Below are 26,569 nucleotides of genomic sequence, written 5' to 3'. Positions count from 1 at the left end.
ATTCGGTGGGGCTCTAGCGCAGTTTGAGCGCGCGGTCAGCCATCGCCTGCGCTCCGCCCGACGCGGAAACGAAATCGGCGATCGCTTTCGTCCCGCCCCGCCCCTCCTCAGCCGAGACGATCAGCGATAGGGCTCGGGGATCGCCACCGAGCAGCCGCGCCTTGAGGCCCGCGAGCTTCGCACCACGCGGACTGCCTGTGGCCGTCCCATTGACGACATACCAGGTGGTGGCGTCGCGCAGCCAAGGGCCGGGGTGCAGCAACCTTTCTGTCTTGCCTCCATCGATCGACGGGAGCGATGCGCTCCAAGCCCATTTGCTGTCAGGGTCGATCGCGCCCTGCCCATAAGCAGCGACCTCGCGTCCCTCGGCTTGCCGCTCGTACCCGCCAATGGCAACGGTGACGAGGTGGCCTTTCGCATTGAAGAAATAGCGAGTGAGATATCGGTCCGCTCCATCGAAACGCGGCAGCCAAAGCGGACTCGTTTCCCTCAGCGCAGTCCACCCGGCTGGTGTTGCCACAGCCATCGTTGGGGCCAAGGGAGCCGAACGCCCACCGATCAGTGTCGCCCAAGCCATGAATAGCAGCGGTATGAAGAGCGCCCCGGGGAGCACGGCTTTCGCACGCCCCGCAAAAAGCGGCACGCCTTCAAGCCCGTTCCCATCGATCGCGACATCATTGGCCGGCCGATCGAACCAGCGCCGCGCCACCAGCATCACCAGCGCGATCACCACGCCGAAGAAGATCCAGCCGTAAAAGATATGGTCGATCCCGCCCGCCGCCTCGACACCCCAGATCTCGGCGGCGACCATCGTGCCCCAGGCGCGCAGCGCATTGGCGAGGATCGTCGTCGCGAGCGCGCCCGCGACAAAGACGATCCGCCGCGTCCAACTGCGAAAACACAGATGCGCCGCGAACACCGCGTAAGCGAACATCGCGATCAGGAAACTGATCCCCGAACATTCCTCGGCGACCTCGAAGAAGCCCGCGCGGGTGGTGATGAACACCCCCTCCATCTGCGCGTCGAGCCCCACCAGATGGAGCAGAACGATGCTGATATGCGCGGTGAGCGTCTGGAGCAGCGGCACCAGTTCCTCGCCAAACGGCACCAGCAACAGCGCATAGGCAAGCGGAAAGAGCAGCCCGCGCACCAGTTTCTCGCCGAGCGTCGCCGCGACCGCCCCTTGCAGCATCAGTACCAGCCCGATTTGCCGGAACAGCCCGACCCCCGCCGCCTCGCCGACGAGCCACACCAGCCCCGCGCCCGCGATCCAGATCAGCGCGGGCCACCAGTAAACGGGCGTCAGCGGGCGGAGCAGCGCGGCACGCTGCGACACCAGCCAGCCGATCATCGGCACCATCAACAGGCAATGGGTGAAGGTCGAGCTATGCCACCAGATGCCCGCGATATCGGCGGTGTCGCGGTGGAAGAGCGCAAGGATCGCGAGCGAAAGCCCGGTCAGCGCGATCAGATGCGATTGCCAGCGCGTCCAGCTTTTCGGCTGCGTCAGGTTCAGCGCCCCCGTCCTCATGCGGCCAGCCCCAGCAATTGCCCGAGCGGCGCGAGGCGCGCGTCCCAGCCATAGCGCGCGATCATCTGCGCACGCGCGGCCTGGCCCATCCTTTGCGCCTGCGCGCGGTCGTCGATCAGCGTGCCCACCGCCACCGCCATCGCGTCGGCGGTGTCGGCAACGAGCATATGCTCGCCCGGCGTTGCATCGATTCCTTCGGCAGCCGCACCGCTCGCCACCACCGGCCGCGCCATCGCCATCGCTTCGAGCAGCTTGTTCTGGATACCGCGCGCCAGCAGCAGCGGCGCGACCACCGTATCGGCGGCGGCGAGCCAAGGGCGCACGTCGGGAACCTCGCCGGTGACGTTCACCCCGGGCAGGCTGGCGAGCGCCCGTACCTCGTCGGTCGGCGCGCGCCCGACGATCGCGAAGCGCGCGTCGGGGTGATGTTTCCGGATCAGTGGCAGGATGTCCGTGGCGAACCAGCGCACCGCGTCGATATTGGGGCGATAATCCATCTGCCCGGTGAAAACCGCGAGCGGGCCCTCGCCCTGCCCCACCGGCGCGAAGGGCAGCGCGGGATCGAAGATGTCGGTGTCGATGCCGTTTTCGACGGCCTGAACGCGCCTCTCGTCGAGCCCGCTGCGGGTGCGGAACAAGGTCGCTTCGGCTCCGCTGACAAACAGGCTGGCATCGACGCGCTCCGCCACGGCGGCCTCAAAAGCCCCGAGCCGGTCGGCCTCGCGCGCGTGAACCCAGTGGAGCGGCTGACGCTTGTCCTGCGCCGCGTAGGTCGCGAATTTGGCCGAATCGACGTCGACAAAATCCATGACCACCGGGCCGGCGAAATCGGCGGGCAGATATTGCGCCATCTGGCCCGAGAAGGCGACGATATGGCTGATCTCGCCGTGGCGGATCAGGCCGCCGACGTGGCGCGCCAGCGCGGCGTTCCGGAAGAGCCGGTTCGACACCGGCTCGCCGCGCAGCACCGCCTGCGCCAGCGCGAGCGGGCGCGAGACCTTGCGCACCTCGATGGCAAGGCTCGCGCAGAGCGGCGCCATCTTGCGGCGCGCGACCTCGGCCTCGGCTTCATTGTCGGCGAGCGCGGCGACATGGACGGGCGCGAGCTTCGCCAGCGCCTCGAACATATGCCAGCTGCGGATGCGATCGCCGCGGTCGGGGGGCCAGGGCGCGCGGTGGACGAGGAACAGGATTTCGGCCATCAACCCAGCCCGCGCGCGATCAGCGGTCCGATGCGGTTGGCGGCCCAGAGCGGGAGTTTTTTCCACAGGTCGACCTGCAGGCGGTATTTGGCGCTGGTCGGGTTGGTGTCGCGCGGGGTCTCACCCTCGGCGAGCCAGCGCGCGTAGGTCAGTGCTTCGGGCTCGAAGCCCCAATTCTTCTTGTAGCTGTATGGCCCGGTTCCAAGTTTCGAGCGGCCGAAGTCGAAGCGGGTGCAACCCTTCGAACGCGCGTGGTTCATCAGCGCGAAGTACATCATTTCATTGGCGCGTGAGCCGCGCGCGGAGGCGAGGCCGCCGCCCCAATAGGGCATGACGGTGCCGCGCCAATAGAGGCTGAGGACGCCGGCCACAACTTCACGATCGTTGCGCACATTGAGGATGTCGGCGTCGGATCCGAATGCGTCAAGAACATGTGAAAACAAGGACTTGGGGAACACAGGCGTGCCAAGGTTGCGGACGCTGGTGGCGTAGACGCGGTAGTGGTCGGCGCGGTGGGCTTCGTCGGTGCCGACGGTGACCTTCAGATCGCTCCCAAGCGCCTTGCGAACCTCGGCGCGTTGCTTGCGGGGGATAGCGAGGAGTTCGGCCTCTTCGTCGCTGGCAAGGTCCCGCGCGAAGCCGGCGTAGACACCCTCCTCGATAGGCCATCCCTCTGGCAACGAACCACCCCGCAATTCGATCGACGGGACGCCGAGCGAGCCGGCGAGGTCGATCGCAGCGTCGGCCAATACCGCAGCGATGTCGGCATTGTCGGCGAGCAGGCCGCCGCCAACCGCAAAGCCGCTGGCGACAAGCGCCTGCCCGAACAGCGGCGAGCGGACATGGTGCAGCGGCAGGATGCCCACGATCTGCCCCGCCGCATCGCGCTGCGCGATCAGATGATGCTTGTGCCCCGTCGCCCTCGTGATCGCCTCGCACCAGGCGCGCGTGTGAAAGGGCGTCGCGTCGGGGTGCGCGGCGACATAGGCGTCCCACGCCGCGTCGTCGGAGAGCGGCGCGGCGACCGGATGCAGCGGCGCGTTCATGCCGCCTGCTGCCACGGCACCGCGCGGCCCTGTTGCGCGGGCAGCAAAGCGTCGGCGCGCGTCCATTCAAAATCGTCGAGCAGTTTCTTGAGCTTGCCCGCCATCGCCGAGAGACCGCTGTAATGGCGGATCTTCGATTTCAGCGGCGCATCGGCGACGCGCGGCTGGCCGGGGTCGATCTCCCACGGGTGGAAATAGAGGATAGCGGGATGCCCTTCGGCGTTCATGCGCGCGATCGCCCAGCGGGTGAAGCCATAGGGAAGCAGGCGCATGAAGCCGCCCCCCCCGGCCGCAAGCGTGCGCCCGGCGAAGCGCGCGGTGGTGACCGGCCATTCGACCAGATCGCTGTCCGCGACCGGGCGCCAGGCGTGGCGCGGGCTGGCGGGCCAGCCATAATGGTCGTGCACGACGGGCGCGACACTCGACGAATAGGCATAGCCCTGCTCGGCGAGGATCGGATGCGCCCAGGGGGTGCGCTGGTCGACCGAGAAACTCGGCGCACGATAGCCGCGCACGGGCACGCCGCCGAGATCCTCGAGGATCGCCTGCGTCTTCTTCAGGTCCGCCGCAAAAGCGTCGGGGGTCATCGCGAACACCCGCTGATGGTCGTACCCATGGCTCGCAAGTTCGTGTCCCGCATCGACGATGCGTTTGATCAGCGCCGGATAGCGTTCGGCGACCCAGCCCAATGTGAAGAAGGTGCCGCTGACCCCGGCCTCGGCGAAGAGTTGCAGCACCGCGTCGCAATTCGCCTCGACGCGGCATTCGAGCGCCGGCCAGTCGGCGCGGTCGATCACGCGCTCAAAGGCACCGACCTGGAACCAGTCCTCGACATCGACCGACAGGCCGTTCTGCATGATCCCTCACCTTCATCGATCCGGCAGCTAGCCGCGACCGGGACGCCGTCAGGCGGCCCAGGTCTGCGTCAGCGTCGGATCGGGCGCATTCGCCGGATCGCGTTCGACCCAATCGATCAACAAATCAAGCACACGGCGCAGCGCCACATCCTGTTCGGCGATCCGCGCCTCCAGCCCGGCGAGCTGGCGCTGGAGGGCGACCAGTTGCGCCTCGTCGACCAACGCGGCGGCCGGGGCTTCGGCCGACGCCTCGGCTTCGACCGGTTCGGGTGCGATCGCTTCGGGTTCGGCGAAGGCCGCGCTCGGTTCGGATGCTTCTGCTTCCTGCTCGACCGCGGCTTCGACGGGGTCGGGGGCAATGGCGAAACGCCGCGCTTCGGCAACGGGTTCGACTTCGGCGGCCGCGGCGGGCGCGAGGCCAAGCTGTTCGGCGACGAGCGAACGGGCTTCGACGAAGCTCGTCGCGGCGTGCGACGGCGGCAGGATGTCGACCTCTTCGAGCGCGGCGCGCATCGACAGGCGTTCGAGGCCCATGGCGGGGGCTTCTTCGTCCGGGGCGGCGAAGGGCGCCGGCGCCGCTTCGACGCTTTCGGCTTCGACGACCGGTTCGGCGATAGCGGCGGCAGCCGGCCATTCGAGCGGCGCTTCGACCTCGGCGACCGGGGCGGCAAAGGGCGCGGGTTCGGGTTCTGCTTCGGGTTCGACCGGCACGACGACGGGGTCGGGTTCGACGAAGGCCTCGACCAGTTCGAACGGCGCCTCTTCGGGGTCCGCGGGTTCGGGTGCGGCGGCCACCACGGGCGCGGGTTCGGCCCACACCGGTTCGGGTTTCGGTGCGGGGGCCGCCATCGCCGCGAGCGACGCCACCGGCGCCGGTGCGAAGGCAGCGGGTGCGGGTGCGGGTGCGGGTGCGGCGAAAGCCGGTTCGACCGGGGCCGGCGGCACCAGCGTCTTCGCGTCGATGCCGCGATCGGCCTCGATCTCGGCGACGACGTCGCGCACATGCTGGGCGGTGATGCGATGCTGTTGCTCGACCGCGCCGAACAGCAACAGGCGGCTGACCAGCACGTTCAATTTGCGCGGCACGCCTTCGCTATAATCGAAGATTTCCTCGAAGGCGTCGGGGCTGAAGCTGGGGTTGCCGGTCCAGCCGACCTTGCCGAGGCGGTGGAGGATATAGGGTTCGACCTCCTCGGGCTCCATCGGGTCCAGATGATGCGTCGCGATCACCCGCTGGCGCAGCTGTTCGAGCTGCGGCGAGTGGAACAAAGTCTGGCGGAATTCGGGCTGGCCGAGCAGGAATATCTGCAGCAGCGAATGGCCGCCGAGCTGAAAGTTCGACAGCATGCGCAATTCTTCGAGCGCCGAGATCGCGAGATTCTGCCCCTCGTCGACGATCAGCAACGTGCGGCGGCCGGCGCGCGCCTGTTCGCGCAGATATTGTTCCATCGAGCGCAGCAGCTCGGCCTTGCTCTCGCCTTCCCAGTCGAGCCCGAATTGTTCGGCGACGAGGCGGAGCAGGTCGTCGCCCTCGACCTGCGTCGACACCAGCTTGACCGCGGTCAGGCGGTTGGGGTCGATCGTGTTCATCAGATGGCCGACGAGCGTCGTCTTGCCCGCGCCGACGTCGCCGGTGATCACGATGAAGCCCTCGCCCTGCGCCAGCCCATAGCCGAGATAGGACATCGCCTTGCGGTGGGTGCCGCTCTCGAAATAGAAATTCGGGTCCGGCGTCAGCTGGAAAGGACGTCCCGTAAAGCCATAATATTGATCGTACATATTATCTTCCCCGTTACCGGAAATTGTAGCGCAGACCGAACAGCGCCGATGCCACGAGCTGGCTGTTGAAACCGTCCTGGTCGAAGCCGGTGAGGCTGGCCGCCGCGCTGCCGGTCAGCCCGCGCCAGAAGCGCTGCGAATAGACCGCCGACGCGCCATAGGATTGCACGTCGGTCGCGCCCGGCGAGCCATTGTCGAAATAATTGTAGAAGCCGCTGAACGACAGGTCGGCATCGCGGCCGAGCTGGCGCCCGATCGACGCGAAGAGATAATAATTCTCGTCGGTCACCCCGTTGAGGTCGGCAATCTGCGACAGCGCGGGCACGAGCAGGCGGCGGCGATCGTAACCGGCGCCAAAGCCATAGCTCCACGCCCCGGCGCGGCTGGTGAAGATGCCCTGGATGCCGCGGCTGCGGAACTGCGCGCCGGTCGCGTTCGACAGCGCGTTGTTGAGACAGCCGCCGCCCTGCGCGCCGAACTGGCAGCTGTTGATATCGCCGTCGATCGGGTTGCGCGTCGGGTCGAACTGGGTCGGCAGGCCGGCGAGGCCAGCGGAAAGCCCGCGCCCGAAGCTGGAGATGCCGTCATAGACGCCGACCTGGATCTGCGTCGCATGGCCCGGGCGGTAATAGAAGCTGCCGGTGTAGATGGTGTCGCCATAGCGGCGCCCGACCTTGGCGGTCAGCGAGGTGCGGCGGCTGGGCTGCCACATCACGCCGGCGTCCCAGATCAGCCCGTCGGTGTCGAACGACAGCTGGCGCGGGCTCGACTTGTCGGTGACGAAGCGCCCGTTCGCGTCGCGGACCGGCACGCCGTTCGCGTCGACGACGGGGTTGCGTTCGCTGATCTCGATATCTTCATAGCCGACGCCGCCAAGCAGCGCGACGGTCGGGCCGATCGGCACCGTCACGTCGGCGCGGGCGAACTTGCCCTCGAACCGCTGGTCGAGCTGGGTCGCATCCTCGCGCTCGTAACCGCCCGACACCTGCCAGCCGAACGGCAGGTCGCCCGGCCGCTGGCCGACGCTGCCCCACGCGACATGGTTGGTCGAGCTGTCGAAAATATCCTGGCTGGTCGCACCCGGCGGCAGCACTGCGGGGGTGTCGACCTCGACCTTGTTATAGCCGAAGCGATAACCGGCACCGACGTCGAGTCCGCCGATGCGGCGCGCGAAGGTCGGGCCGGCATAGATCGAATAGACGTCGGCGGAGTTCGACCCATTGCCGACGAAAATCGGATTGTCGGCGCCCTGCCCGTCGGCGCGGGTGCGCGTCGCGAGCGCTCCCGCCTCGACATTCAGCCCGCGCGCGAGTTCATAGCGGCCGCGCAGCAGCCCGCTGATCGTGTCCGAATCGCCGAGGCCGCCCGATTCGCCGATGCGATATTCGTAGCGCAGCGTCGCCGCGACTTCGGCGCGGCGCGTCGTGATGACCGCGTCGACCCCGGCGGCGAGCGTCGTGTAGGTGAGCACATCGCCATCATTTTTGAGATCGGCCTGCAGCACCTGCCCGACTTCGAGATAGGGTGTGACTTCGACCGTGCGCTTGCTGCGCTTCTGGCCGCGCTCGTCGCGCTTGCCGGTGCCGCTTTCGGCCGAGGCCGGTGCCGACGACGCAGCGCCATCACCGCTGCCGCCTTCGGGACCCGAGAATTGTGCATGCGCGCTGGTCGCGGTGCCGGCGAGCAGCAGCGCCACCGCCGTCATGACGCCACGGCGTGCGTGGGGGAGAGTGGTGCGCATGGTCAGGCGCCTCCTTGTCCATAATAGGTGCCGAAGCGTCGACCGCCCGGCGAATATTTGACCCCGTTGAGGAGCAGCTGGATGTGCGGGCAGGCGCCCATCAGCCCGATCGCGTCGCGCAGCGCGCTTTCGAGCGTCGTATCGGCGCGCACCACCATGATCAGCTGGCCGACATGGCCGGCGAGCACCGCGGCGGGCGACGCCGCGAGCACCGGCGGCGAATCGAGGATGATGATCCGGCCCGGCGCCCCCGCTTCGAGCTGCGCGAGCAAGGTTTCGGTGCGCGCCGAGGCGAGCAATTCGGTGTCGTGCATATGCGCGGTGCCCGCGGGCATGACCTTCAGCCCCGGAATATCGGTCTGGATCAGGCAGTCGCCGAGCGGCAGGTGCGGGTCGGCGAGCGCGTCCATCAGCCCGGGACCATCCTCCAGCCCGAGCGCGTTCAGCACGCTGGGCTTGGCGATGTCGGCGTCGATCAGCAGCACGTCATGGTCGGTTTCGACCGCGAGGCTGAGCGCGAGGTTGACCGCCGAGAAGGTCTTGCCTTCGCCCGGGTTGGCCGAGCCGATCAGCACGCGGTGGCCGCGCGGCAACACCGGACGGCTGCCGCTGCCCGCGAAGTTGCGGATCAGTTCGCGCTTCACGATGCGATATTCTTCGGAAATGCCGCTGACCGCCGCCCCCGGCACGATCATGCCGCTGGCGGCGAGCCGTTCGCGGTCGATCGTTCCCTGACGCGTCGGCACGACGGCGGGCGCCGCCCTGGCGACATCCTTGCGCGGCGACGGTTTCGGCGCCGCCTCGACCGCGGGCGCCGTCTCGACGACGGGATCGAGCGTTTCGGCCTCCGGCGTAAGCGGGGGCGTCGCCGGTGCTTCGGACTCGGCCTTTTTCTTCGCCTTGCCCTTGCGGACCGGCTCCTCGGGCAGGCCCGAGACGTCGATCGTCGGTGCGCCGGCGGCGGGATCGGTGCCGAACATGTCGGCGGCGCGTTCGAGCAGCGAGGGCGTGCGCTTGATGGGGCGATGTTCGTTCATTTTCTTGTCCCCCGTCACGCGACCATGCCACGCTGGACGAATTCGGCGACCAGCAGCAGGACGAACAGCGCCACCAGCGCGCCGCTGCCCCCCGCGAGCCAGACGAGTTTCTTCTTGCGGTCGGCGTGCCGTTCGGGCGTCACGACCTCGGTGATCGATCCGATGACCGGCAGGCCGCTGGCGCGTTCGAGCTTGGCCGCGGTCGCATAGCTGGTGCGCACCTGACCGAGGCCGAAGGCGACCCCGATGCCGCCGCCGATGCCCGCGAACAACACGAGGGTCAGGAACAACGGGCGGTTCGGCGCCGCAGGACTGGTCGGCTTCGTCGGCGGGTCGAGCAGTTCGACCTTGATCGCATCGGTTTCGGTCTGCACCTCGCCGCGCATGCGCACCTGTTCGCGCTGTGCCATCAGCCGGTCCGACTGCGCCTTGAGCGCGGTATATTCGCCGTTGATCCGTTCATATTCGGCGGCGACGCCGGGGTTCTGGATCTGCGCGGTGGTGATGCGGTTGATGTCGGCCGACAATTGCGCCTTGCGCGACGACAGCGCCGCGACGGTCGCCTGGCGTTCGGCGCGCATCGCCTGCAGCGTCGCATAGGCGGGGTTCTGGGCGTTGCCGCCGCCACCGGCGCCCGCGCCTTCGCGGTCGGCCATCGCCTTCAGCGAGGCGATCTGGCTTTTCAGCGCGATGACGTCGGGGTGCGCGTCGGTCAGCCCGCGCGCGCGCATCGACGACAGTTCGTTCTGTGCCCCGGCGAGTTGCTGGCGCGCGACACCGCCGCCGACGCCGCCCATGCCGGGGACGTTGATCGTCGCCGGCGTCGACGCCATCTGGCCGTTCGCCGCCGCGAGCGAGCCTTGCGCCGCGGCCAGCTGGGTTTCGATCTGGCTGAGTTCGGCGCGCGCGGCGTCGATACGCTGGCCGGGCGAGCCGGTGCCGCTGGAGATCAGCCCGATATTCTTCGCCTCAAAGGCGGCGCGGCGCGCCTCGACCTCGCCGAGCGCCTTTTCGCGGTCGGCGAGCTGGGCGTCGAGGAACTTCAGCCCCTCGCGCGCGGTCATCCGGCCGCCGCGCAGCTGTTCGTCGCGGAACACGGTGATCAGGCTGTCGAGGACGCCGCTCGCAAGCTTGGCATTGTCGGCGTCGGACAGGCTGCCGACTCCGATCGACGAGGTGATCTCGAAGATATTTTCCTGCTGCGGGATGACCTTGATATTCTTTTGCAGCATCGCGACCGCGCCGGCCTTTTCGCGCTCGCCGGCGCCGGCGGGGAGCATGCCGGTCGTCACCGCGACCTTCTCGAGGTTGCGCGCGCTGGTCAGCGTCTCGCGAATCTGGTCGATCTGGGCGCGATCGGCATAGGGGCCGCTCTGGCTGTCGGCGGGGACGATCTCGTTGATGTCGACGAGCAGGCGGGCGCGCGAATCATACCGGTTGGGGATCGACGCGATCGCCAGCCAGCCGAGGATGCAGATGCCCCAGGCCACGGCCAGAACCAGCCAGCGGCGCGTCCAGACGCTGTGCAGCGCCACCCGGAATTCGTCGTAAAGGCCGTTCATTGTCTGGTTTCAGTCCTTGGCAGGTTTGGGGAGTCGGCCGCGCGGTGGCGCGTCAGAACATGCTTTCGGGGATGATGATCACGTCGCCCGGCTGGAGCCGGACGTTCGCCTTGATGTCGCCGCGCTTGACGAGGTCGTTGAGGCGCAGGCCATATTCATGCTGCTTGCCGCTGCCCTTGTCGTAACGGACGAGACGCGCCTTGTTGCCCGCGGCATATTCGCCGAGGCCGCCGACCGCGATCATCGCGTCGAGCACGGTCATATTGGCGCGGAACGGGATCGACGCGGGCTTTTCGGTCGCACCGACGACGCGCACCTGCTGGGAGAAGGTGCTGTTGAAGCTGGTGACGATGACGCTGACGATCGGGTCGGTGATATATTGGCTGAGCTGGAGCTTGAGGTCCTGCTGGAGCATCGTCGGGGTCTTGCCGACCGCGGGCATGTCGGTGATCAGCGGGGTGGTGATGCGGCCGTCGGGGCGGACCTGGACCTTGCCGCCCAGCTCGGGGTTGCGCCACACGAAGATCTGCAGCTCGTCGAGCGGGCCGATGATATATTCCTCGCCGGGCCCTTCCTGATTCTGAACGAAGGTCGCGCTCGGCAGCTGCGGCGCGGCGGCGCCGCCGCCCATGCAGCCGGTCAGCGCGGTCGCGGCGATCCCGCACGCGAGGGCCACGCGCGCGGCGCGAAGGGCGGGGAAGGACGTCGTCATGGTATCACCTTTCCTGCGGCAGCGGCGTCGCCGCGAGCTAAATGCCCGGGGCGAAAGCCAATGCGTCAGGATCAGCGATGACCGAAAAGGGTGAATATACCGTTAGTAGTCGGCTAGGTTTGCGCCGCGCTCGTCGCACTCTGTGCCAGTTCGGGACAGAAACGGCCATTCCGATCCTCCCCATCGCGTAGCGTTGGGGAGGTGGCAGCCCGCAGGACTGACGGAGGGGTCGACGCCGTCAGGCGTCGGTGCAACCTTTCAACCCCTCCACCACCGCTTCGCGGCGGTCCCCCTCCCCAACGCTTCGCGATGGGGAGGATCTTAAACGAGCATCTCGCGCGCCGGACCCTGGCCGAGGAAAGCCGAGGGGCTCGCGGTGGCGCCATAAGCCCCCGCCTGAAAGATCGCCACAAGATCGCCGACCTCGCCGCGCGGCAGCGCGACCTGGTCGCCCAGCCGGTCGAGCGGGGTGCAGAGGCAGCCGACGACCGACACCGTCTCGACCGGCTCGGCGCCGAACTGGCTGGCGAGCGCGATCGGGTAGTTGCGGCGGATCACGGTGCCGAAATTGCCGCTCGCCGCGAGCTGGTGATGAAGGCCGCCGTCGGTGACGAGGAAGGTCTCGCCATGGCTGGTCTTGCGATCGACGATTCGGGTCAGATACACCCCCGCCTCGGCGACGAGCCAGCGCCCGAGTTCCATCGCGAAGCGGCTGGCACCGAGCATCGGGTCACGCGCCGCGAGCGTCGCGGCGAGCGCATCGCCGACCGCCTTCGCATCGACCGCCTTGTCGCCGGGAAAATAGGGCACCCCCATGCCGCCGCCGAGATTGACGAGCGGCGGCACCGCGCCGATTTCATTGGCGAGCCGCGCCGCGAGCGCGACGGTCTGCGCCTGCGTATCGGCGATGGCGCCGGCATCAAGCGCCTGCGATCCGGCAAAAATATGGAAACCCTGCCAGTCGGCGCCGGCATCGAGCAGGCGCCCCACCAGCGCCGCGACCTCGGCGGCATCGACCCCGAAAGGCTTGGCACCGCCGCCCATCTTCATGCCCGACCCCTTGAGGTCGAAGTCGGGGTTCACGCGCACGGCGAGTCGCGGGACGATGCCGAGCCGCGCCCCGATCGCGAGCGCGCGTTCGGCCTCGCCCGCCGATTCGAGATTGAGCGTCGCGCCCGCCTTGATCGCATATTCGAGTTCGGAGTCGCGCTTGCCCGGCCCCGCGAAGCTGATGTGCCCGCTCGCCATACCGCTGGTGCGCGCGGCCTTGAGCTCGCCGCCCGACGCGACGTCGAGTCCGTCGACCATCGCCGCCATATGGCCGAGCAGCGGGCCATAGGGGTTCGCCTTCATCGCATAATGAAGCTGCAATTCGGCGGGCATCGCGGCGCGCCATTCGGCGACGCGCGCGGTGAGCAGCTTGCTGTCATAGACGAACAGCGGCGTGTCGCCGGCATCCTCGGCGAGGTCGTCGGCGCGCTGGCCGCCGATCAGCAACATGCCGTCGGCATCGGCGGCGAAGCCGGGCGGGATCGGACCATGCGGTTTCATGCTGCCACCTTCCAGTCGGCGGCGATCGCGACGCGGTCGAGCTTGCCATTGGGGTTGCGCGGCAGTTCGGCGCGCCATTCGATCGCCTGCGGCTGCATGAAATTGGGCAGGTTCGCCTTGAGATAGGCGGCGAGACCGTCGGGATCGCCCTCCCCCTTGCCGCGCACGATCAGCACGATCGCCGCGCCGAGCCGGGCGTCGGGGACCCCGAATGCCACCGCCTCGTAGATCAGGCCCGAGGCGATCGCGACATCCTCGACCTCGGTCGGGCTGACGCGGTTGCCGGCGGTCTTGATCATCGCATCGTCGCGGCCGACGAAGTACAACAGGCCATTGGCGTCGCGGCGCACCGTGTCGCCCGACCACACCGCCATGCCGCCATAGTGCGACGCACGCGGCGCGGGCCTGAAGCGCTGCGCGGTGCGTTCGTCATCCTGCCAATAGCCCTGCGCGACGAGCGGCCCGCAATGGACGAGCTCGCCCGGTTCCTCGTCGGCGGTGATCGTGCCGTCGGCGCGGCACACCAAAATCTCGGCATGCGGGATCGCGCGGCCCATCGAGGTCGGATGATCGGCGACCAGCTTTGGTGGCAAATAGGTCGATCGGAAGGCCTCGGTCAGCCCATACATCGGATAGACGTCTGCGTTCGGGAAAATGCCCCGCATCGCGTCGATCAGCGACGGCGTCAGCGCGCCCCCGCTGTTGGTCAGGCGCTTGAGATGCGCCGCGCTTTCGGCGGGCCATTCGCTTTCGACGAGCTGCACCCAGAGCGGCGGCACACCCGCCAGCGTCGTTGCGCCATGCCGCGCCACCGCCTTCACGACGTCGCGCGGGGTGAGATAGTCGATCGGGGCAACCGCGGCCCCCGCATACCAGGTCGAAAACAGCTGGTTCTGACCATAATCGAAGCTCAAGGGCAGCACGGCGAGCACGCGGTCAGCGGGCACGATCTCCAGATAATCCGCAACGGCCTCGGCCCCCAGCCACAGATTGGCGTGGCTGAGCATCACTCCCTTGGGGCGCCCGGTCGAGCCGCTGGTATAGAGGATCGCCGCCAGATCACCGGGCTCAGCGAGCGACGGGGGAAGCCCCTGCCCGCCCGAATCAATCACTTCGTCGGCGATCCTCAAATCCTGCACGACGCAATCGACCGGCAGGGCTTCGCCGAGCGTGTCGCTGCGCGCGGCATTGGTGACGAGCAGCTTCGCGCCGCTGTCCGCCAGGATATGCGCCACCTGCGGCGCCTTGAGCAGCGGATTGACCGGCACATGGATCAGCCCCGCGCGCGCCGCCGCGAGCGGCATCAGGCACGCGAGCCGCGTCTTCGCGCTCCAGCTGGCGACGCGTTCGCCGGGGCCGCCCGCCTGTTCGAGCAGCCAGGATGCCAGCCGGCCGACCCCTGCGTCCAATTCCCCAAAGCTCGTCCCCCGGTCGCCGATCAGCAACGCGGGCGCATCGACCGCGCCGCGGCGGGCGAGATGGTCGATCGGGCGCGACGAGGGGATCAGGGCTTCGGTCATCGGTTCTTTAGGACTGGGTGATAGAGCGCCAGCCTATGCAAGGGAACGGTGAACATCGCGCTAATGATGAAGGCGGGCTGCCCGCCGACGCGCGCGCCGCTGCGCCTGCGTCGCCGTTCGACCGCGCGGCGTGGTTCGACCTGCTGACAGACTATGGTTTTGCGGGCGAAGGCCGCGTCGATGCGCATGGCCATGCAGGTGACGTGACGGCATGGCTGCCGCTACGCCGCGATCAGCCCGGCCATTTTGCGGGCCTCACCAACTGGTACAGCTTTGCCCTTCGACCGTTATATCGGGCAGCGATCCCCGGCGAAAGCCGGGGCCCAGAGCGCGCGGGTTCTGCGGTTGGCGACCGAAGCCTTGACCCCGGCTTTCGCCGGGGAGCAGTTAGAGGAATCGGTAAGGGCGAGAGAGATGGCGCGCTTGTCGATTTGTTCTCCAAGCTTCGCAAGCGGGCGGCACGGCTGTCGCTTTATCCGGTGCCCGACGCCGACCAGGCCGACCTCGCTACCGCGCTCCGCGCCGCCGGCTGGTGGGTCAAGGCGACCCCGGCGGGCGACCGCCACTGGCTCGACCTGACCGGCCTGACGCATGACGCGTGGTGGGAAAGTCGCCCCGGCGCGCTCAAAAACACCGTCAAGCGCAAGGCGAAGAAGGGCGTGGTCGATATCCAGCTGCTCACCGCCTTCGATCCCGGCAGCTGGGCCGCCTATGAGAGCATCTATGCCGCGAGCTGGAAGCCCGAGGAAGGCCATCCCGCCCTGCTGCGCGCCTTTGCCGAGGCCGAGAGCGCGCGCGGCACGCTGCGCATGGGAATCGCGCGGATCGAAGGCATCCCGGTCGCCGCGCAATATTGGACCGTCGAGGACGGCACCGCCTTCATCCACAAGCTCGCGCATGTCGAGGACAGTCTGAAGGCCTCGCCCGGCACGCTGCTTTCGGCGGCGCTGTTCCGCCATGTCATCGACGTCGACCATGTCGAGCGCATCGATTTCGGCACCGGCAACGACGGGTACAAGAAGGACTGGATGAACCGCCACGAACCGCTGTGGCGATTGGAGGCTTTCAATCCGTCGCGCATCGCGGCATGGGGACCCGCGATAAAGGCTTTTGCGCGTTCCCTTACGGCACGCGAGTGAGGACGTGATGACCGATACCCCCGCCAGCCCCACCTCTTCCGGCGTCGATGCGACGCTGCGTGCGTTGCTCGCCGACATTTTGGGCCTCGGCGAAGCCCGCGCCGCGGCGCTGACCGAGGACAGCGGCCTGTTCGGCGCGCTGCCCGAGTTCGACTCGATGGCGGTCGCGACCGTGCTGACCGAGATGGAAGATCGCCTCGGCATCATCATCGACGACGACGAGATCGACGGCGAGATTTTCGAAACCTACGGCAATTTGCTGGCATTTTCGCTGCGCAAAGTGACCGACTGACCGCTATCGACGCGCGCATGGGCGAACATCATCTGCGCGTCACACCCGCCGGAGCGCCGCGCGCCACCGTCCTGATCGTCCCCCCGCTGTTCGAGGAAGCGAACCGCACACGCCGCACCCTCGTGCTCGCGATGCGCGCGCTTGGCGAGCGCGGATTCGCGGCGGCGATGCCCGACCTGCCGGGGCAGAATGAGAGCCTCGTGGCGCTGGAAAGCGTCGACCTCGACATGTGGCAAAATGCCCTCGCCGAAGTTGCGGCGACAATCGACGGACCCGTCCTTGTTGCATCGGTCCGGGGCGGGGCGCTGATCGACCATCGCGTGAAAGCCGCCGGCTGGTGGCGACTGGCGCCGGTGGGCGGGGCGTCGCTGCTGCGCACCCTGCTTCGCGCGCGCGTCTCGGCCGACCGCGAGGCGGGAGTGACATCGTCGCTCGAAAGCCTGACCGACACGGCGAAACGCGAACCACTGCTGCTCGCGGGCAATCGGCTTTCGCCCGCGATGATCGCGCAGTTGGGCAGCGCCGAGGCCCAGCCGGTCGAACCGCTACGCAACGTCGCGCTCAGCGCCGACGGCATCGCGGGCACCCCGCTATGGCTGCGCGCCGAACCCGGCGAAGATGCGGTCATGGCCGAAACGATCGCCGTCGACATTACGGCATGGGGGGCGTCATGCGGCGTCAACTGAGCTTCGCCTGCGAAGGCGCGGCGCTCGCCGCCACGCTCGACGAAGCGCCGGGAGCGCCAGGGACGACCGGGCTGCTGATCGTGTCGGGCGGCAACGAGATTCGCAGCGGCGCGCATCGCGGCATGGCGATTCTGGCGCAGCGCGTCGCCGCGGCGGGGCATCCGGTCTTTCGTTTCGACCGGCGCGGCATCGGCGACAGCGAAGGCGAAAACGGCAGCTACCGATCGAGCGGGCCGGATATTGCGGCGGCGATCGCGGCATTTCGCGACGCGGCGCCGCAGCTGACCCGCGTCGTCGCGTTCGGCAATTGCGATGCCGCGAGCGCCTTGCTGCTGCACCAGCCGCTGGCGCTCGACGGGCTGATCCTCGCCAACCCCTGGACTTATGAGGATGATGGCGACGACGACGCTGAAGCCGACGAACCCGCCCTGCCCCCGGCCTCGGCGATCCGCGCGCGTTACCTGTCGCGGCTGAAGGACCCGAAAAGCCTGCTGCGGCTGGTGAAGGGCGAGGTAGATTTCCGGAAATTGTTTCGCGGCTTGTCGGCGCTGGGGAAAAAGCCGGCGGCACCGGCGTTCGGCAGTCTCGCCGACGAACTCGACAGCCTGTTGGCAGAGATCTTCTGTCCGGTGACGATCCTGCTCGCAACCGGCGACCGGACCGCGCAGGCCTTTATGGAAAAGCTGGCGAAATCGCTCGCCTATATCGAGCAAAATCCGGGATCGATCCGCGTAGAGCGGCTGGCGAGCCCGTCGCACAGTTTTGCGGGGGATGATGCCGAGTGGCTGGCGGAACGGATTTTGGCCGCCCTCAAATAACCGTCGCCCCCGCGAAGGCGGGGGCCGCAATCGGCCTAAATCTGCGTCGCTGTGTAAACCGACAGCGGCCCCCGCCTTCGCGGGGGCGACGGTTTGTTACGCATCCACCATCGCGTGATACTCGGCCTCGGCCAGAAACCGCTCGGCGTCGAGCGCGGCCATGCAGCCCATGCCCGCCGCGGTCACCGCCTGGCGGTACACCTTGTCGGTGACATCGCCCGCCGCGAACACACCCGGGATCGACGTCAGCGACGTACCCGGCGTGACCTCCAGATAGCCGTCGGCGTCGAGCGGCAGCTTGCCCTTGAACAATTCGGTCGACGGGCTGTGGCCGATCGCGACGAAGCCGCCGTCGGTCGGCTCATGGCTCGCTTCGCCGGTGACGGTGTCGATCAGGTCGACCCCGACAAGGCCCGCGACGCCCTCGCCCGCGACGAAACGGTCGACCTTCTTGTTCCACAAGACCTTGATCTTGGGATTGGCGTGGAGCCGGTCCTGCAGGATCTTCTCGGCGCGCAGATGATCGCGGCGGTGGATCAGCGTCACATCGTCGCTGTGGTTGGTGAGGTAGAGCGCTTCCTCGACCGCGGTGTTGCCACCGCCGATCACCACGACCTTCTTGCCGCGATAGAAAAAACCGTCGCACGTCGCGCACGCCGAAACGCCCTTGCCGCCCAGCTCCTGTTCGCCTTCCACGCCGAGCCACTTCGCCTGCGCGCCCGTTGCGATCACCAAAGTTTCCGCCAGATAGACATCGCCGCCGTCGCCGGTCAGCCTGAACGGGCGCTGCGACAGGTCGACGTCGACGATCGTGTCCCAGATCATGCTGGTGCCGACATGCGTCGCCTGCGCGGTCATCTGCTCCATCAGCCAGGGGCCCTGCACCACCTCGGCGAAGCCGGGGTAGTTTTCGACGTCGGTGGTGATGGTGAGCTGGCCGCCGGGCTGGAGCCCCTGCACCACGATCGGTTTCATGCCCGCGCGCGCCGCGTAGATCGCGGCCGACAGGCCCGCGGGACCGGAGCCGAGGATGAGCATCTTGGTGTGGTGGGTGGCGGGCATGATCGTCCTTAAACTGGCGGGGTTCGCCTAAATGGGTGTTGCCAACCGCGCTAGCAAGGGACAGGCTGCGCGCCAAGGGGAGTGTGCCGATATGGCGAGCTGGTGGGAACGTCACGGAGTACCGCGCCTGATCAAATGCGCCTGTTCGCAGGGGCAGATCATGAAGGCGCGCAGCAAGGTCGTGCCGCATGCGGCGGGCGATGTGCTCGAGCTTGGCTGCGGCGGCGGCATCAACATGGAATTTTACGACCGCGCGCGGGTGACGAGCTTCACCGGGCTCGACCCCTCGCCCGAATTGCTGGCGATGAGCCGCGCGGCGGCGCAGGCGCACGGCATCGACGCCAATATCCAGGGCGGGGTCGGCGAAGCGATGCCCTTCGAAAGCGGGCGTTTCGACACGGTGGTGACCACCTTCACCCTCTGCTCGGTCGCCGAGCAGAGCGCGGTGCTGCGCGAAATCCGCCGCGTGCTCAAACCCGGCGGCACCGCGCTGTTCCTCGAACATGGCGGCGCGCCCGATGCCGGGGTCGCGAAATGGCAGCGGCGGATCGAGCCGATCTGGAAACGCATCGGCGGCAATTGCCACCTCACCCGGCCGATTTCGGATGCCTATGCCGCCGCGGGTTTCGCGGTCGAGCGGCAGGCCGCGCTGTATATGCCCAAGACCCCGCGCCCCTTCGGCTGGGTCGAATATGGAGCCGCCCGCCCGAACTGACGACGAAAGGACAGCTAAGATGACGCGTTTCTGGCTACCCCTTTTGACCCTGCTGATGCTGCTGGCGCCCGCCAGCGCCGAGGCGCGCAAGGTCGCGCTGGTCATCGGCAATTCGGCCTATGCCAACACCGGCGCGCTGACCAACCCCGTGAACGACATCCGGATCGTCGCGGACGCCGCGAAAGCCGCGGGCTTCGAGGTGGTCACCGCGAGCAATCTCGGCAATCAGGCCTTTCAGGGCGCGATGCGCGATTTCCGCACCAAGGCCGACGGCGCCGAGGTCGCGATGGTCTATTTCGCGGGGCACGGGATCGAGGCGCAGGGCAAGAACTGGCTGCTCCCCGTCGATGCCAAGCTCGAATCGGACCTCGACCTGCCCTATGAGGCGATCGAGCTCAGCCGGTTGATGGAGGCGGTGTCGGGGGCGCAGGTGCGCATGGTCGTGCTCGACGCGTGCCGCAACAATCCCTTCGGCAGCAAGTGGCGGTCGGGCACCCGCGCGGTGGCGCGCGGCATGGCGGGGGTCGAGGCCGACGATGTGCTCGTCATCTTCGCCGCCGCCCCCGGCCAGACCGCGAGCGACGGCAATGGCGCGAACAGCCCCTTTGCCCTCGCGCTCGCGCGGCGATTGCCCGAGCCCGATCTGCCGGTGCAGCTGCTCGGCGGCGCGATCCGCGACGATGTGCTCGCCGCGACCGGCGGCAACCAGCGGCCCTTCGTCAGCGCGAGCATCACCGGCACCCCGGTCTATCTGGTGCCGCGCATCGTGCCGACACTGGTCGCCGCGGCGCCGGCGGTGCCCACGGGTGATCGCACCGCGAGCGAGGAGATTTTCTGGAAAGGCGCGCTCACCGAAAGCAGCGTGCGCGCGTTCAGCGCCTATCTGTCGGAGTTTCCGAGCGGGCGTTACGCCGCCGACGCGTCGGACGCGATCGCGCGGCTGCTGACGCCGAGCGCCGACGGCAGCGCGGTGCGCGGGGGCCAATATCGCGTGTCGGATATTGTCATCGAATGCATCAAGGTGACGGGTTTCCTCGGGCTGCCCGACCAGCTGTTCCTGCGCTTCGGGGGCAGCCAGCGCTTTCCCGAGAGCAAGAAGGACAGCTATACGATGAAAAAGGGCCAGCGCTGGGTCGTGCCGCGCAGCTTCGATTTCGACGGCAATTCGACGGTGCAATTGCTTGAGGACGACGACGTCGGCGGGAACGACATATTGGGGACGATCGACCTGGAGCCGAGGGTCGGAAATTTCACCCGGACGATCAACGGGGATCGGAGCGAGTATAAGGTGACCTATCGGGTGAGCGCGGAGTAGCGGGCGGAAGTGGCTGGTTTCGGATGAATTTTTCTACTCCGGTCCACTACCTCGTCATCCCCGCGAAAGCGGGGACCCAGCGAGCCAACGTTGCTACTGGGTCCCCGCTTTCGCGGGGATGACAATTTTGGACGTCCGCTTCCACCCCAAAACGCCGCTATCCCTTCTCCCCCACCTCGACCAGCCCGTGCCCGACGCTCACCCGCTCGTCGAAGACGAAACAGCTGCCGTGCCAGCGGCTTGTCGCCTCGGGAACCTGTTCGAGATAGGCGAGGATGCCGCCCTTCAGGTGGACCACGTCGTCGATACCTTCGCTGCGGAGGTACGCGGTCGATTTTTCGCAGCGGATGCCGCCGGTGCAGAACATCGCGATCCGCTTGCCGGCGAATTCGTCCTTGTGCTCCTGCCACCAGCCGGGAAAGTCGCCGAAGCTTTTGGTCTGCGGGTCGATCGCGCCGTCGAAGCTGCCATAACCGACCTCGAAATCGTTGCGCGTGTCGATGACCACCGTGCCCGGATCGGCGATCACTTCGTTCCAGTCGGCGGGCGCGACATAGCGGCCGACGTCGCGCGACGGGTCGATGCCCGCGACCTTCATCGTCACGATTTCCTTCTTCAGCCGCACCTTCAGCCGCTGGAAGGGCATCGCGGCGGCGGCCGAATATTTGACGTCGAGGTCGGCGCAATCGGGGAGCGCGCGGATATGCGTGAGGACGGCGGCGACGCCCTCGGCGCTTCCGGCAATGGTGCCGTTGATGCCTTCGCGCGCGAGCAGCAGCGTGCCCTTGACGCCTTCGGCCGCGCAGAGGTCGAGCAACGGCTGGCGCAGCGCGGCGGGGTCTTCGAAGGGCGCGAAGCGATAGAGGGCGGCGACTTGAAACATCGGCGCCCCCTACTCCCACAGCGCATCAAACAAAAGTACGTCATTGCGAGCGAAGCGAAGCAATCCAGAGCCCGCGTAAACCGCTCTGGATTGCGTCGCTTCGCTCGCAATGACGAGTCGGGTCACCGAAACGGATCGCCCCGCCCGGTCGCATAATGCGCCATCGCCATCGTCGTCCATTGCGCATTGACGCGGATGCAGCTCGGGAAGACGCTCGCGTCGGTGACCAGCACATTGGTCGTCCCATGGACGCGGCATTCGGGGTCGACGATGCCATATTCGGGATTCTCGTTGATCGCATTGCCGCCATGCGCGTGGCTGCTCGACAGCGTCAGATCGTCCTGTTGGCCGATCTCCCGGGCGAAAAATTCGTCGACGTCCATGCCGGGCTTGATCGTCTTGCCGTTCGCCAGCGCGGGATAGCATTCGAGCGCGCCCGCCGCGAAATGGACCTTGGTCAGCGTCGCCATCGCATCGCGCAGCACCGGCATATCGTCATCGACGTCGAGGCGGAAGTGCAGCTTGCCGTCGACCACCTGCCCGCGCCGGTCGGCGGGGAAGAGGATGCCCGCCGAATGGACGCGGCTGAAATTCCGCATCCGCTCGGCATGGGTGCCGAACCAGCCGGGCATCAGCGACGCCATCGCCATCGGCGGCTGAAAATGGCTTTCGAGCAGATATTTGCCGCAGTCGACATAGCTGGTCATCTGGTCCTCGTCCCACGCATTGCCGCCGACCCCGGCGGGCATCAGCGCGACCACCGGCGAGGCGACGTTGAGCGAGATCTGGTAACCCGTTCCTTCGATGCCGCTGCTGTCGAGCAGTTTCGACGAGGCGATAGTGCCGCCCGCGACGATCACCCCGACGCGGGCGCGGACGAGGCGGCGGGACCCGTCGGGCATGACGAGGCGGACCGCCTCTGCCTCCAGCTTGTCGTTCGCGGCGTCGCGCCACAATATTTCCTCGGCCTTGGTTTCGGGCAGAATACGCGCGCCATGGTCGCGGCACGCCTGCGGCAGATAGGTCTGCGCCATGCCCATGCGCCGCCCATAGGGGCAGCCCGAGTTGCAATAACCGCAATAGGCGCAGGCGTTCGGGGTGTTCGGCGGGCCGAAATTCTTGTCGAACCAGTCGGTCACCGCACGCTGTTCGCGCGGGTCCGACGAAGCGGCGGCATGTTTGTGCCAGCCGTTGATCAGATGCGTGCCATTGTGGCGCCCGCTGCGCGGTTCGGCGCGGCCGATGCCGAGCTTTGCCTGCACCGCGTCGTAACTGGCGTGAAAGGCGGCGGCGTCGACGGGCGCGCCGATGCTCGCCCATTTGGCGAGCACGTCGGGCGCGTCGGGATGCGTGCGGCCTGCTTCGTTGACGCGCAGGCAGATGCCGTTGTTGACCGTCGACGACCCGCCGACGCAGCGCCCCTGGAAGATCACGAAATCATTGTTGGTCGTCGTCTGGACGCCGCCATGCTTGTATAGCGCGGCGATCATGTCGAGTTCGCGGTGGGTGATGCGCGGCGAGGGATAAAAGGGCCCCGCCTCGACGATCAGCACCTTATAGCCCTGCGCCGCGACATTATAGGCGGCGACCGCGCCGCCCGCGCCCGAGCCGATGACGACGACGTCATAATCGTCCTCCAGCGTGTCGGCGGTGAGGATATGGTCGGGGTGGATCTCGCGCCCCGTCACGTCGGCGATCGGCATTTCGGGCGGGTCGGTGCGGGTACGGAATTTCGGCAGGGTGAAACCGATCTGCTTGTGGACGGGGTTCGCGACATTGGCGTCCTGCCCCGCGTCGCGCGGCTGCTCGCCGCCCTCCCAATAGCCATAATAACACGCATAAATGATGCCGCGCAGCCGGGCCATGTCCTGGAACAGGTCGAACTCGCTGTTCTGGAGCCGGTCGCGGACGCGTTCGGCGCGGGTGTCGACGTCGAGTTCGACGAACACCGGCGCCAGCGCCAGTTCGGTCATGTTGAGCGAGAATCGCAGCTCGTCGAGCTTGGTCCCGCCGACCTTGCCGAACAGCTCGACGACATTGGCGACGACCTGTTCGGCGGTGATCGCCATGTCGACGCCGTGGAACAGCGCCTCGGTCAGCGCCTCCAGAAATTTGAGTTGCCCGAAATTGAACGGTGCCGTCATCGCCCTGCCCCCCTGTTAGTCCCCGCGTCCGCAAATGCGGGTTTATAGCAAATGAAGGCAAGAGGTTATTGTACGGGAACGACGGCGCTTGGGGTGGGAAGCGGACGTTGCCGCTCCTCCCTGTCGCGAAGCGATGGGGAGGTGGCAGCCCGAAGGGCTGACGGAGGGGCCGACGCCGTCAAAGGCTGGTGCGAGGCGGCGGCCCCTCCACCACCGCTTCGCGGCGGTCCCCCTCCCCACGGCTTCGCCGCAGGGAGGATTTATGCCCGCTATTCGGTCATTAGCGGTCGCCCCGACGGCGAATATCAAATGCGCGCAGAGGCGCAGAGGTCGCAGAGAGGAGAGACCCAGCGCCTCTGTGATCTCTGCGCCTCTGCACGCACATCTTCGAAACGGGCCAGAGACGCGGGATTCCCGCCTTCGCGGGAATGAGGAAGACAGGTCGTCGGCGGCCACCCCCGACGCTGCCCGGTCAGCCTATCCAGTCCCAGCCGTCGTCGCGGTGACTGACGATCAGGTCGCGCGGCGCGGGCAGATCGTCGATCAACCCGCCGCGCAGCCGCAGCACCCCCGGCAGATCGTCGCGGCGACTGTACACCGGCGCACCGCAACCCGTGCAGAAGGCGCGATATTTGCCCGGCGAACTTTCATATTCGCGCACCCGGTCGCGCGCGTCGAAGCGGACCTCGGCGACATCGGCGAGCACCGCGACGTTATACGCGCCGCCGTTCGCGCGGCGGCACTGGCCGCAATGGCACAGCACCACCTCGCCCACCGGCCCGTCGAAGCGATACCGCGTCGCGCCGCACAGGCACGAAGCGGACAGCGTCACGCCGCCGCCTTCTTCTTCTGGCGATAGGCGTGCAGCAGCGGTTCGGTGTAGCCCGACGGCTGGGTCACGCCCTCGAAGATCAGCGCGCGCGCCGCCTGGTAAGCGATGCCGTCGGGGGTCAGCTTTTCGTAGAGCGCGTCGCCGGCATTCTGCCCATCGACCTTCGCCGCCATGCGCGCCAGCGCGGCGTCGACCTGCGCTTCGGTGCAGACGCCGTGGAGCAGCCAGTTGGCGAGCGCCTGGCTCGCGATGCGCAGCGTCGCGCGGTCCTCCATCAGGCCGACATCGTCGATGTCGGGCACCTTGGAGCAGCCGACGCCCTGATCGATCCAGCGCACGACATAGCCGAGTATGCCCTGGCAATTATTGTCGAGTTCGCGGGTGACTTCGGCCTCGCTCCAGTTGCGCCCCGTCGCGACGGGGATGTTGAGCAGCCGGTCGAGCGACGGCACCGCCTCGCCCGCGATCTCCTTCTGCCGCGCGAACACGTCGACCATATGATAGTGGAGCGCGTGCAGCGTCGCGGCGGTCGGCGACGGCACCCAGGCGGTGTTCGCGCCCGACTTCGGATGGCCGATCTTGGCGTCGAGCATCCCCTTCATCAGGTCGGGCATCGCCCACATGCCCTTGCCGATCTGCGCCTTGCCCGAAAGCCCGCAGGCAAGCCCGATGCGAACGTTGCGGTCCTCATAGGACGCGATCCAGTCCGACGCCTTCATCTCGCCCTTGGGGATCATCGGGCCGGCGCGCATCGACGTGTGGATTTCGTCGCCGGTGCGGTCGAGGAAGCCGGTGTTGATGAAGACGATGCGGTCCTTCACCGCATGGATGCACGCGCCCAGATTTGCGCTGGTGCGGCGCTCCTCGTCCATCACCCCAACCTTGATCGTGTGGCGCGACAGGCCGAGCATATCCTCGACGGCGTCGAACAGCCGGTCGGTGAAGCCACATTCCTCGGACCCGTGCTGCTTGGGCTTGACGATATAGATGCTGCCCGCGCGGCTGTTGCGGAGCGTGCCGAGGCCCTTCAAATCATGGAGCGAGCAGAGGCTGGTGAACACCGCGTCGCAAATCCCCTCGGGCGCTTCGCTGCCGTCGGCGAGCTTCACCATCGGGGTCGTCATCAGATGGCCGACATTGCGCACGAACATCACGCTGCGCCCCGGCAGGGTGAAGGCGGCGCCGTCCGGCGCGGTCCACTCGCGGTCGGACTCCATCGCGCGGGTGACGGTGGCGCCGCCCTTGGCGAACACCTCGGTCAAATCGCCGCGCATCAGGCCGAGCCAGTTGGAATAGCCGAGGGTCTTGTCCTCGCCGTCAACCGCCGCAACGCTGTCCTCAAGGTCGATGATGGTGGTCAGCGCGGCTTCGAGCAACACGTCGGCGATGCCCGCGGGGTCGGTCTGGCCGATCGCGCTCGCGGGATCGATGACCAGTTCGATGTGGAGGCCGTTGTGCTTCAACAGGATGGCGCCCGGCTTCGTCCCGACAAGCTGCGCCGGGTCGGCAAGCGCGGGCGTGCCGCCAGTCCACTCGGCCCAGCTTCCCGCCGCGAGCGGCACGGCGTCGTCGAGGAAGGCCTTGGCGCGCGCGATCACCGCCGCGCCGCGTGCCGCGTCATAACCGCCGGGCTGCGCGGGCGGCGCGTCGAGCGCGTCGGTGCCGTAAAAGGCGTCGTACAGGCTGCCCCAGCGCGCATTGGCGGCGTTGAGCGCAAAGCGCGCGTTGAGCGCGGGGACGACAAGCTGCGGCCCCGCCATCGTCGCGATTTCGGGGTCGACGTTCGTCGTACCAACCTGGAAGGCGGCGGGTTCGGGGACGAGGTAGCCGATGTCGCGGAGGAAGGCCTGATAGGCAGCGGGGTCGTGCGCCTGCCCGGCCCGTTCGAGATGCCAGGCGTCGATCTTTGCCTGCAAATCCTCACGCTTCGCGAGCAAACCCGTATTTTCGGGGGCGAATTTTCCGAGAAGCGCCGCAAAGTCCGCCCAGAATCTGTCGGCGTCGAGCCCGGTGGCGGGCAGCGCGCGATCCTGGACAAAATCGACCAGCCGCGCATCGATCGACAGCCCGTGGCGGTCCAGAAATTCGGTCATTGCAGCACCCTTTGGTTCGGCGCATTCGCGCCCGTTGGTCCGGGGAGGAAAG

General features: G+C 67.6%; 21 protein-coding genes and 1 pseudogene. 6 read left to right on the top strand and 16 right to left on the bottom strand.

What is annotated here, in order from left to right:
• Positions 1 to 13: 13 nt before the first annotated feature.
• The 11 genes and pseudogenes from xrtA to EEB18_RS17025 all read right to left on the bottom strand — a co-directional run bounded on the left by xrtA (position 14) and on the right by EEB18_RS17025 (position 14,538).
• On the bottom strand, positions 14 to 1,531 hold the full coding sequence (gene xrtA, locus EEB18_RS17075) for an exosortase A (RefSeq protein WP_187140318.1): 1,518 nt from the start codon (positions 1,529 to 1,531) through the stop codon (positions 14 to 16).
• The gene (locus tag EEB18_RS17070) at positions 1,528 to 2,733 is read right to left on the bottom strand and encodes a TIGR03087 family PEP-CTERM/XrtA system glycosyltransferase (protein WP_187140317.1); all 1,206 of its coding nucleotides are present in this window, start codon (positions 2,731 to 2,733) and stop codon (positions 1,528 to 1,530) included. The genes xrtA and EEB18_RS17070 overlap by 4 nt, the downstream gene beginning before the upstream one ends.
• Positions 2,733 to 3,779, bottom strand: a complete 1,047-nt coding sequence (locus EEB18_RS17065) for a FemAB family XrtA/PEP-CTERM system-associated protein (RefSeq protein ID WP_187140316.1) — start codon at positions 3,777 to 3,779, stop codon at positions 2,733 to 2,735. The genes EEB18_RS17070 and EEB18_RS17065 overlap by 1 nt, the downstream gene beginning before the upstream one ends.
• A complete protein-coding gene (locus EEB18_RS17060) occupies positions 3,776 to 4,636 on the bottom strand; it encodes an XrtA system polysaccharide deacetylase (RefSeq protein WP_187140315.1) in 861 nt (286 codons plus the stop codon). The genes EEB18_RS17065 and EEB18_RS17060 overlap by 4 nt, the downstream gene beginning before the upstream one ends.
• A gap of 642 nt (positions 4,637 to 5,278) precedes the next feature.
• Positions 5,279 to 6,415 (bottom strand): annotated as a pseudogene (locus tag EEB18_RS17055) (XrtA/PEP-CTERM system-associated ATPase); the annotation flags it as partial.
• 13 nt (positions 6,416 to 6,428) lie between these two features.
• Positions 6,429 to 8,156 (bottom strand): hypothetical protein, encoded by a 1,728-nt coding sequence (locus EEB18_RS17050; RefSeq protein ID WP_262407977.1) that lies wholly within the window; start codon positions 8,154 to 8,156, stop codon positions 6,429 to 6,431.
• Positions 8,157 to 8,158: 2 nt separating this feature from the next.
• Entirely contained in the window at positions 8,159 to 9,193 is a 1,035-nt protein-coding gene (locus EEB18_RS17045; protein WP_187140314.1) for an AAA family ATPase, read from the bottom strand.
• Positions 9,194 to 9,207: 14 nt separating this feature from the next.
• Positions 9,208 to 10,755: an XrtA system polysaccharide chain length determinant gene (locus EEB18_RS17040; RefSeq protein ID WP_187140313.1), complete on the bottom strand. Its 1,548-nt coding sequence runs from the start codon at positions 10,753 to 10,755 to the stop codon at positions 9,208 to 9,210.
• 52 nt (positions 10,756 to 10,807) lie between these two features.
• Complete coding sequence (locus EEB18_RS17035) at positions 10,808 to 11,467, bottom strand: XrtA/PEP-CTERM system exopolysaccharide export protein (protein WP_056346818.1); 660 nt, start codon at positions 11,465 to 11,467, stop codon at positions 10,808 to 10,810.
• Between the two features lie 321 nt (positions 11,468 to 11,788).
• The gene (locus EEB18_RS17030; protein ID WP_187140312.1) at positions 11,789 to 13,018 is read right to left on the bottom strand and encodes a pyridoxal-dependent decarboxylase, exosortase A system-associated; all 1,230 of its coding nucleotides are present in this window, start codon (positions 13,016 to 13,018) and stop codon (positions 11,789 to 11,791) included.
• Positions 13,015 to 14,538 carry an acyl-CoA ligase (AMP-forming), exosortase A system-associated gene (locus EEB18_RS17025; protein ID WP_187140311.1) on the bottom strand — a complete coding sequence of 508 codons (1,524 nt, stop codon included), beginning with the start codon at positions 14,536 to 14,538 and terminating at the stop codon, positions 13,015 to 13,017. The genes EEB18_RS17030 and EEB18_RS17025 overlap by 4 nt, the downstream gene beginning before the upstream one ends.
• Before the next feature lie 35 nt (positions 14,539 to 14,573).
• Here EEB18_RS17025 and EEB18_RS17020 point away from each other — a divergent pair, with 35 nt between their 5' ends.
• From EEB18_RS17020 to EEB18_RS17005, 4 genes are read left to right on the top strand one after another with little or no spacing between them, the layout of a single operon-like run.
• Positions 14,574 to 15,677 carry a GNAT family N-acetyltransferase gene (locus tag EEB18_RS17020; RefSeq protein WP_187140310.1) on the top strand — a complete coding sequence of 368 codons (1,104 nt, stop codon included), beginning with the start codon at positions 14,574 to 14,576 and terminating at the stop codon, positions 15,675 to 15,677.
• Between the two features lie 7 nt (positions 15,678 to 15,684).
• On the top strand, positions 15,685 to 15,969 hold the full coding sequence (locus EEB18_RS17015; RefSeq protein ID WP_056346809.1) for a phosphopantetheine-binding protein: 285 nt from the start codon (positions 15,685 to 15,687) through the stop codon (positions 15,967 to 15,969).
• Between the two features lie 17 nt (positions 15,970 to 15,986).
• Positions 15,987 to 16,655, top strand: a complete 669-nt coding sequence (locus EEB18_RS17010) for a hypothetical protein (protein ID WP_187140309.1) — start codon at positions 15,987 to 15,989, stop codon at positions 16,653 to 16,655.
• Positions 16,640 to 17,473 (top strand): hydrolase 1, exosortase A system-associated, encoded by an 834-nt coding sequence (locus EEB18_RS17005; protein ID WP_187140308.1) that lies wholly within the window; start codon positions 16,640 to 16,642, stop codon positions 17,471 to 17,473. The genes EEB18_RS17010 and EEB18_RS17005 overlap by 16 nt, the downstream gene beginning before the upstream one ends.
• Before the next feature lie 96 nt (positions 17,474 to 17,569).
• On the opposite strand, the gene trxB is transcribed toward EEB18_RS17005, so the two are convergent.
• Positions 17,570 to 18,535, bottom strand: a complete 966-nt coding sequence (gene trxB, locus EEB18_RS17000) for a thioredoxin-disulfide reductase (protein ID WP_187140307.1) — start codon at positions 18,533 to 18,535, stop codon at positions 17,570 to 17,572.
• A 91-nt stretch (positions 18,536 to 18,626) separates the two neighbouring features.
• On the opposite strand from trxB, the gene EEB18_RS16995 reads away from it, so the two are divergent.
• Positions 18,627 to 19,250 (top strand): class I SAM-dependent methyltransferase, encoded by a 624-nt coding sequence (locus EEB18_RS16995; protein ID WP_187140306.1) that lies wholly within the window; start codon positions 18,627 to 18,629, stop codon positions 19,248 to 19,250.
• 19 nt (positions 19,251 to 19,269) lie between these two features.
• Positions 19,270 to 20,565 (top strand): caspase domain-containing protein, encoded by a 1,296-nt coding sequence (locus EEB18_RS16990; protein ID WP_187140305.1) that lies wholly within the window; start codon positions 19,270 to 19,272, stop codon positions 20,563 to 20,565.
• A gap of 157 nt (positions 20,566 to 20,722) precedes the next feature.
• Here the strand turns inward: EEB18_RS16990 and EEB18_RS16985 are convergent, their stop codons facing one another.
• The 4 genes from EEB18_RS16985 to EEB18_RS16970 form a co-directional block, all read right to left on the bottom strand.
• The gene (locus EEB18_RS16985; protein ID WP_187140304.1) at positions 20,723 to 21,448 is read right to left on the bottom strand and encodes a rhodanese-related sulfurtransferase; all 726 of its coding nucleotides are present in this window, start codon (positions 21,446 to 21,448) and stop codon (positions 20,723 to 20,725) included.
• A gap of 122 nt (positions 21,449 to 21,570) precedes the next feature.
• Entirely contained in the window at positions 21,571 to 23,592 is a 2,022-nt protein-coding gene (locus tag EEB18_RS16980; protein ID WP_187140303.1) for a GMC family oxidoreductase N-terminal domain-containing protein, read from the bottom strand.
• A gap of 472 nt (positions 23,593 to 24,064) precedes the next feature.
• Positions 24,065 to 24,424: a GFA family protein gene (locus EEB18_RS16975; protein ID WP_187140302.1), complete on the bottom strand. Its 360-nt coding sequence runs from the start codon at positions 24,422 to 24,424 to the stop codon at positions 24,065 to 24,067.
• Entirely contained in the window at positions 24,421 to 26,517 is a 2,097-nt protein-coding gene (locus EEB18_RS16970) for a malate synthase G (protein ID WP_187140301.1), read from the bottom strand. Before EEB18_RS16970 ends, EEB18_RS16975 begins: the two co-directional genes overlap by 4 nt.
• Positions 26,518 to 26,569 lie beyond the last annotated feature (52 nt).

The organism is Sphingopyxis sp. OPL5 (genome assembly GCF_003797775.2).
Taxonomy (GTDB): Bacteria; Pseudomonadota; Alphaproteobacteria; order Sphingomonadales; family Sphingomonadaceae; genus Sphingopyxis.
This window is presented reverse-complemented; position numbering and strand designations above follow the sequence as displayed.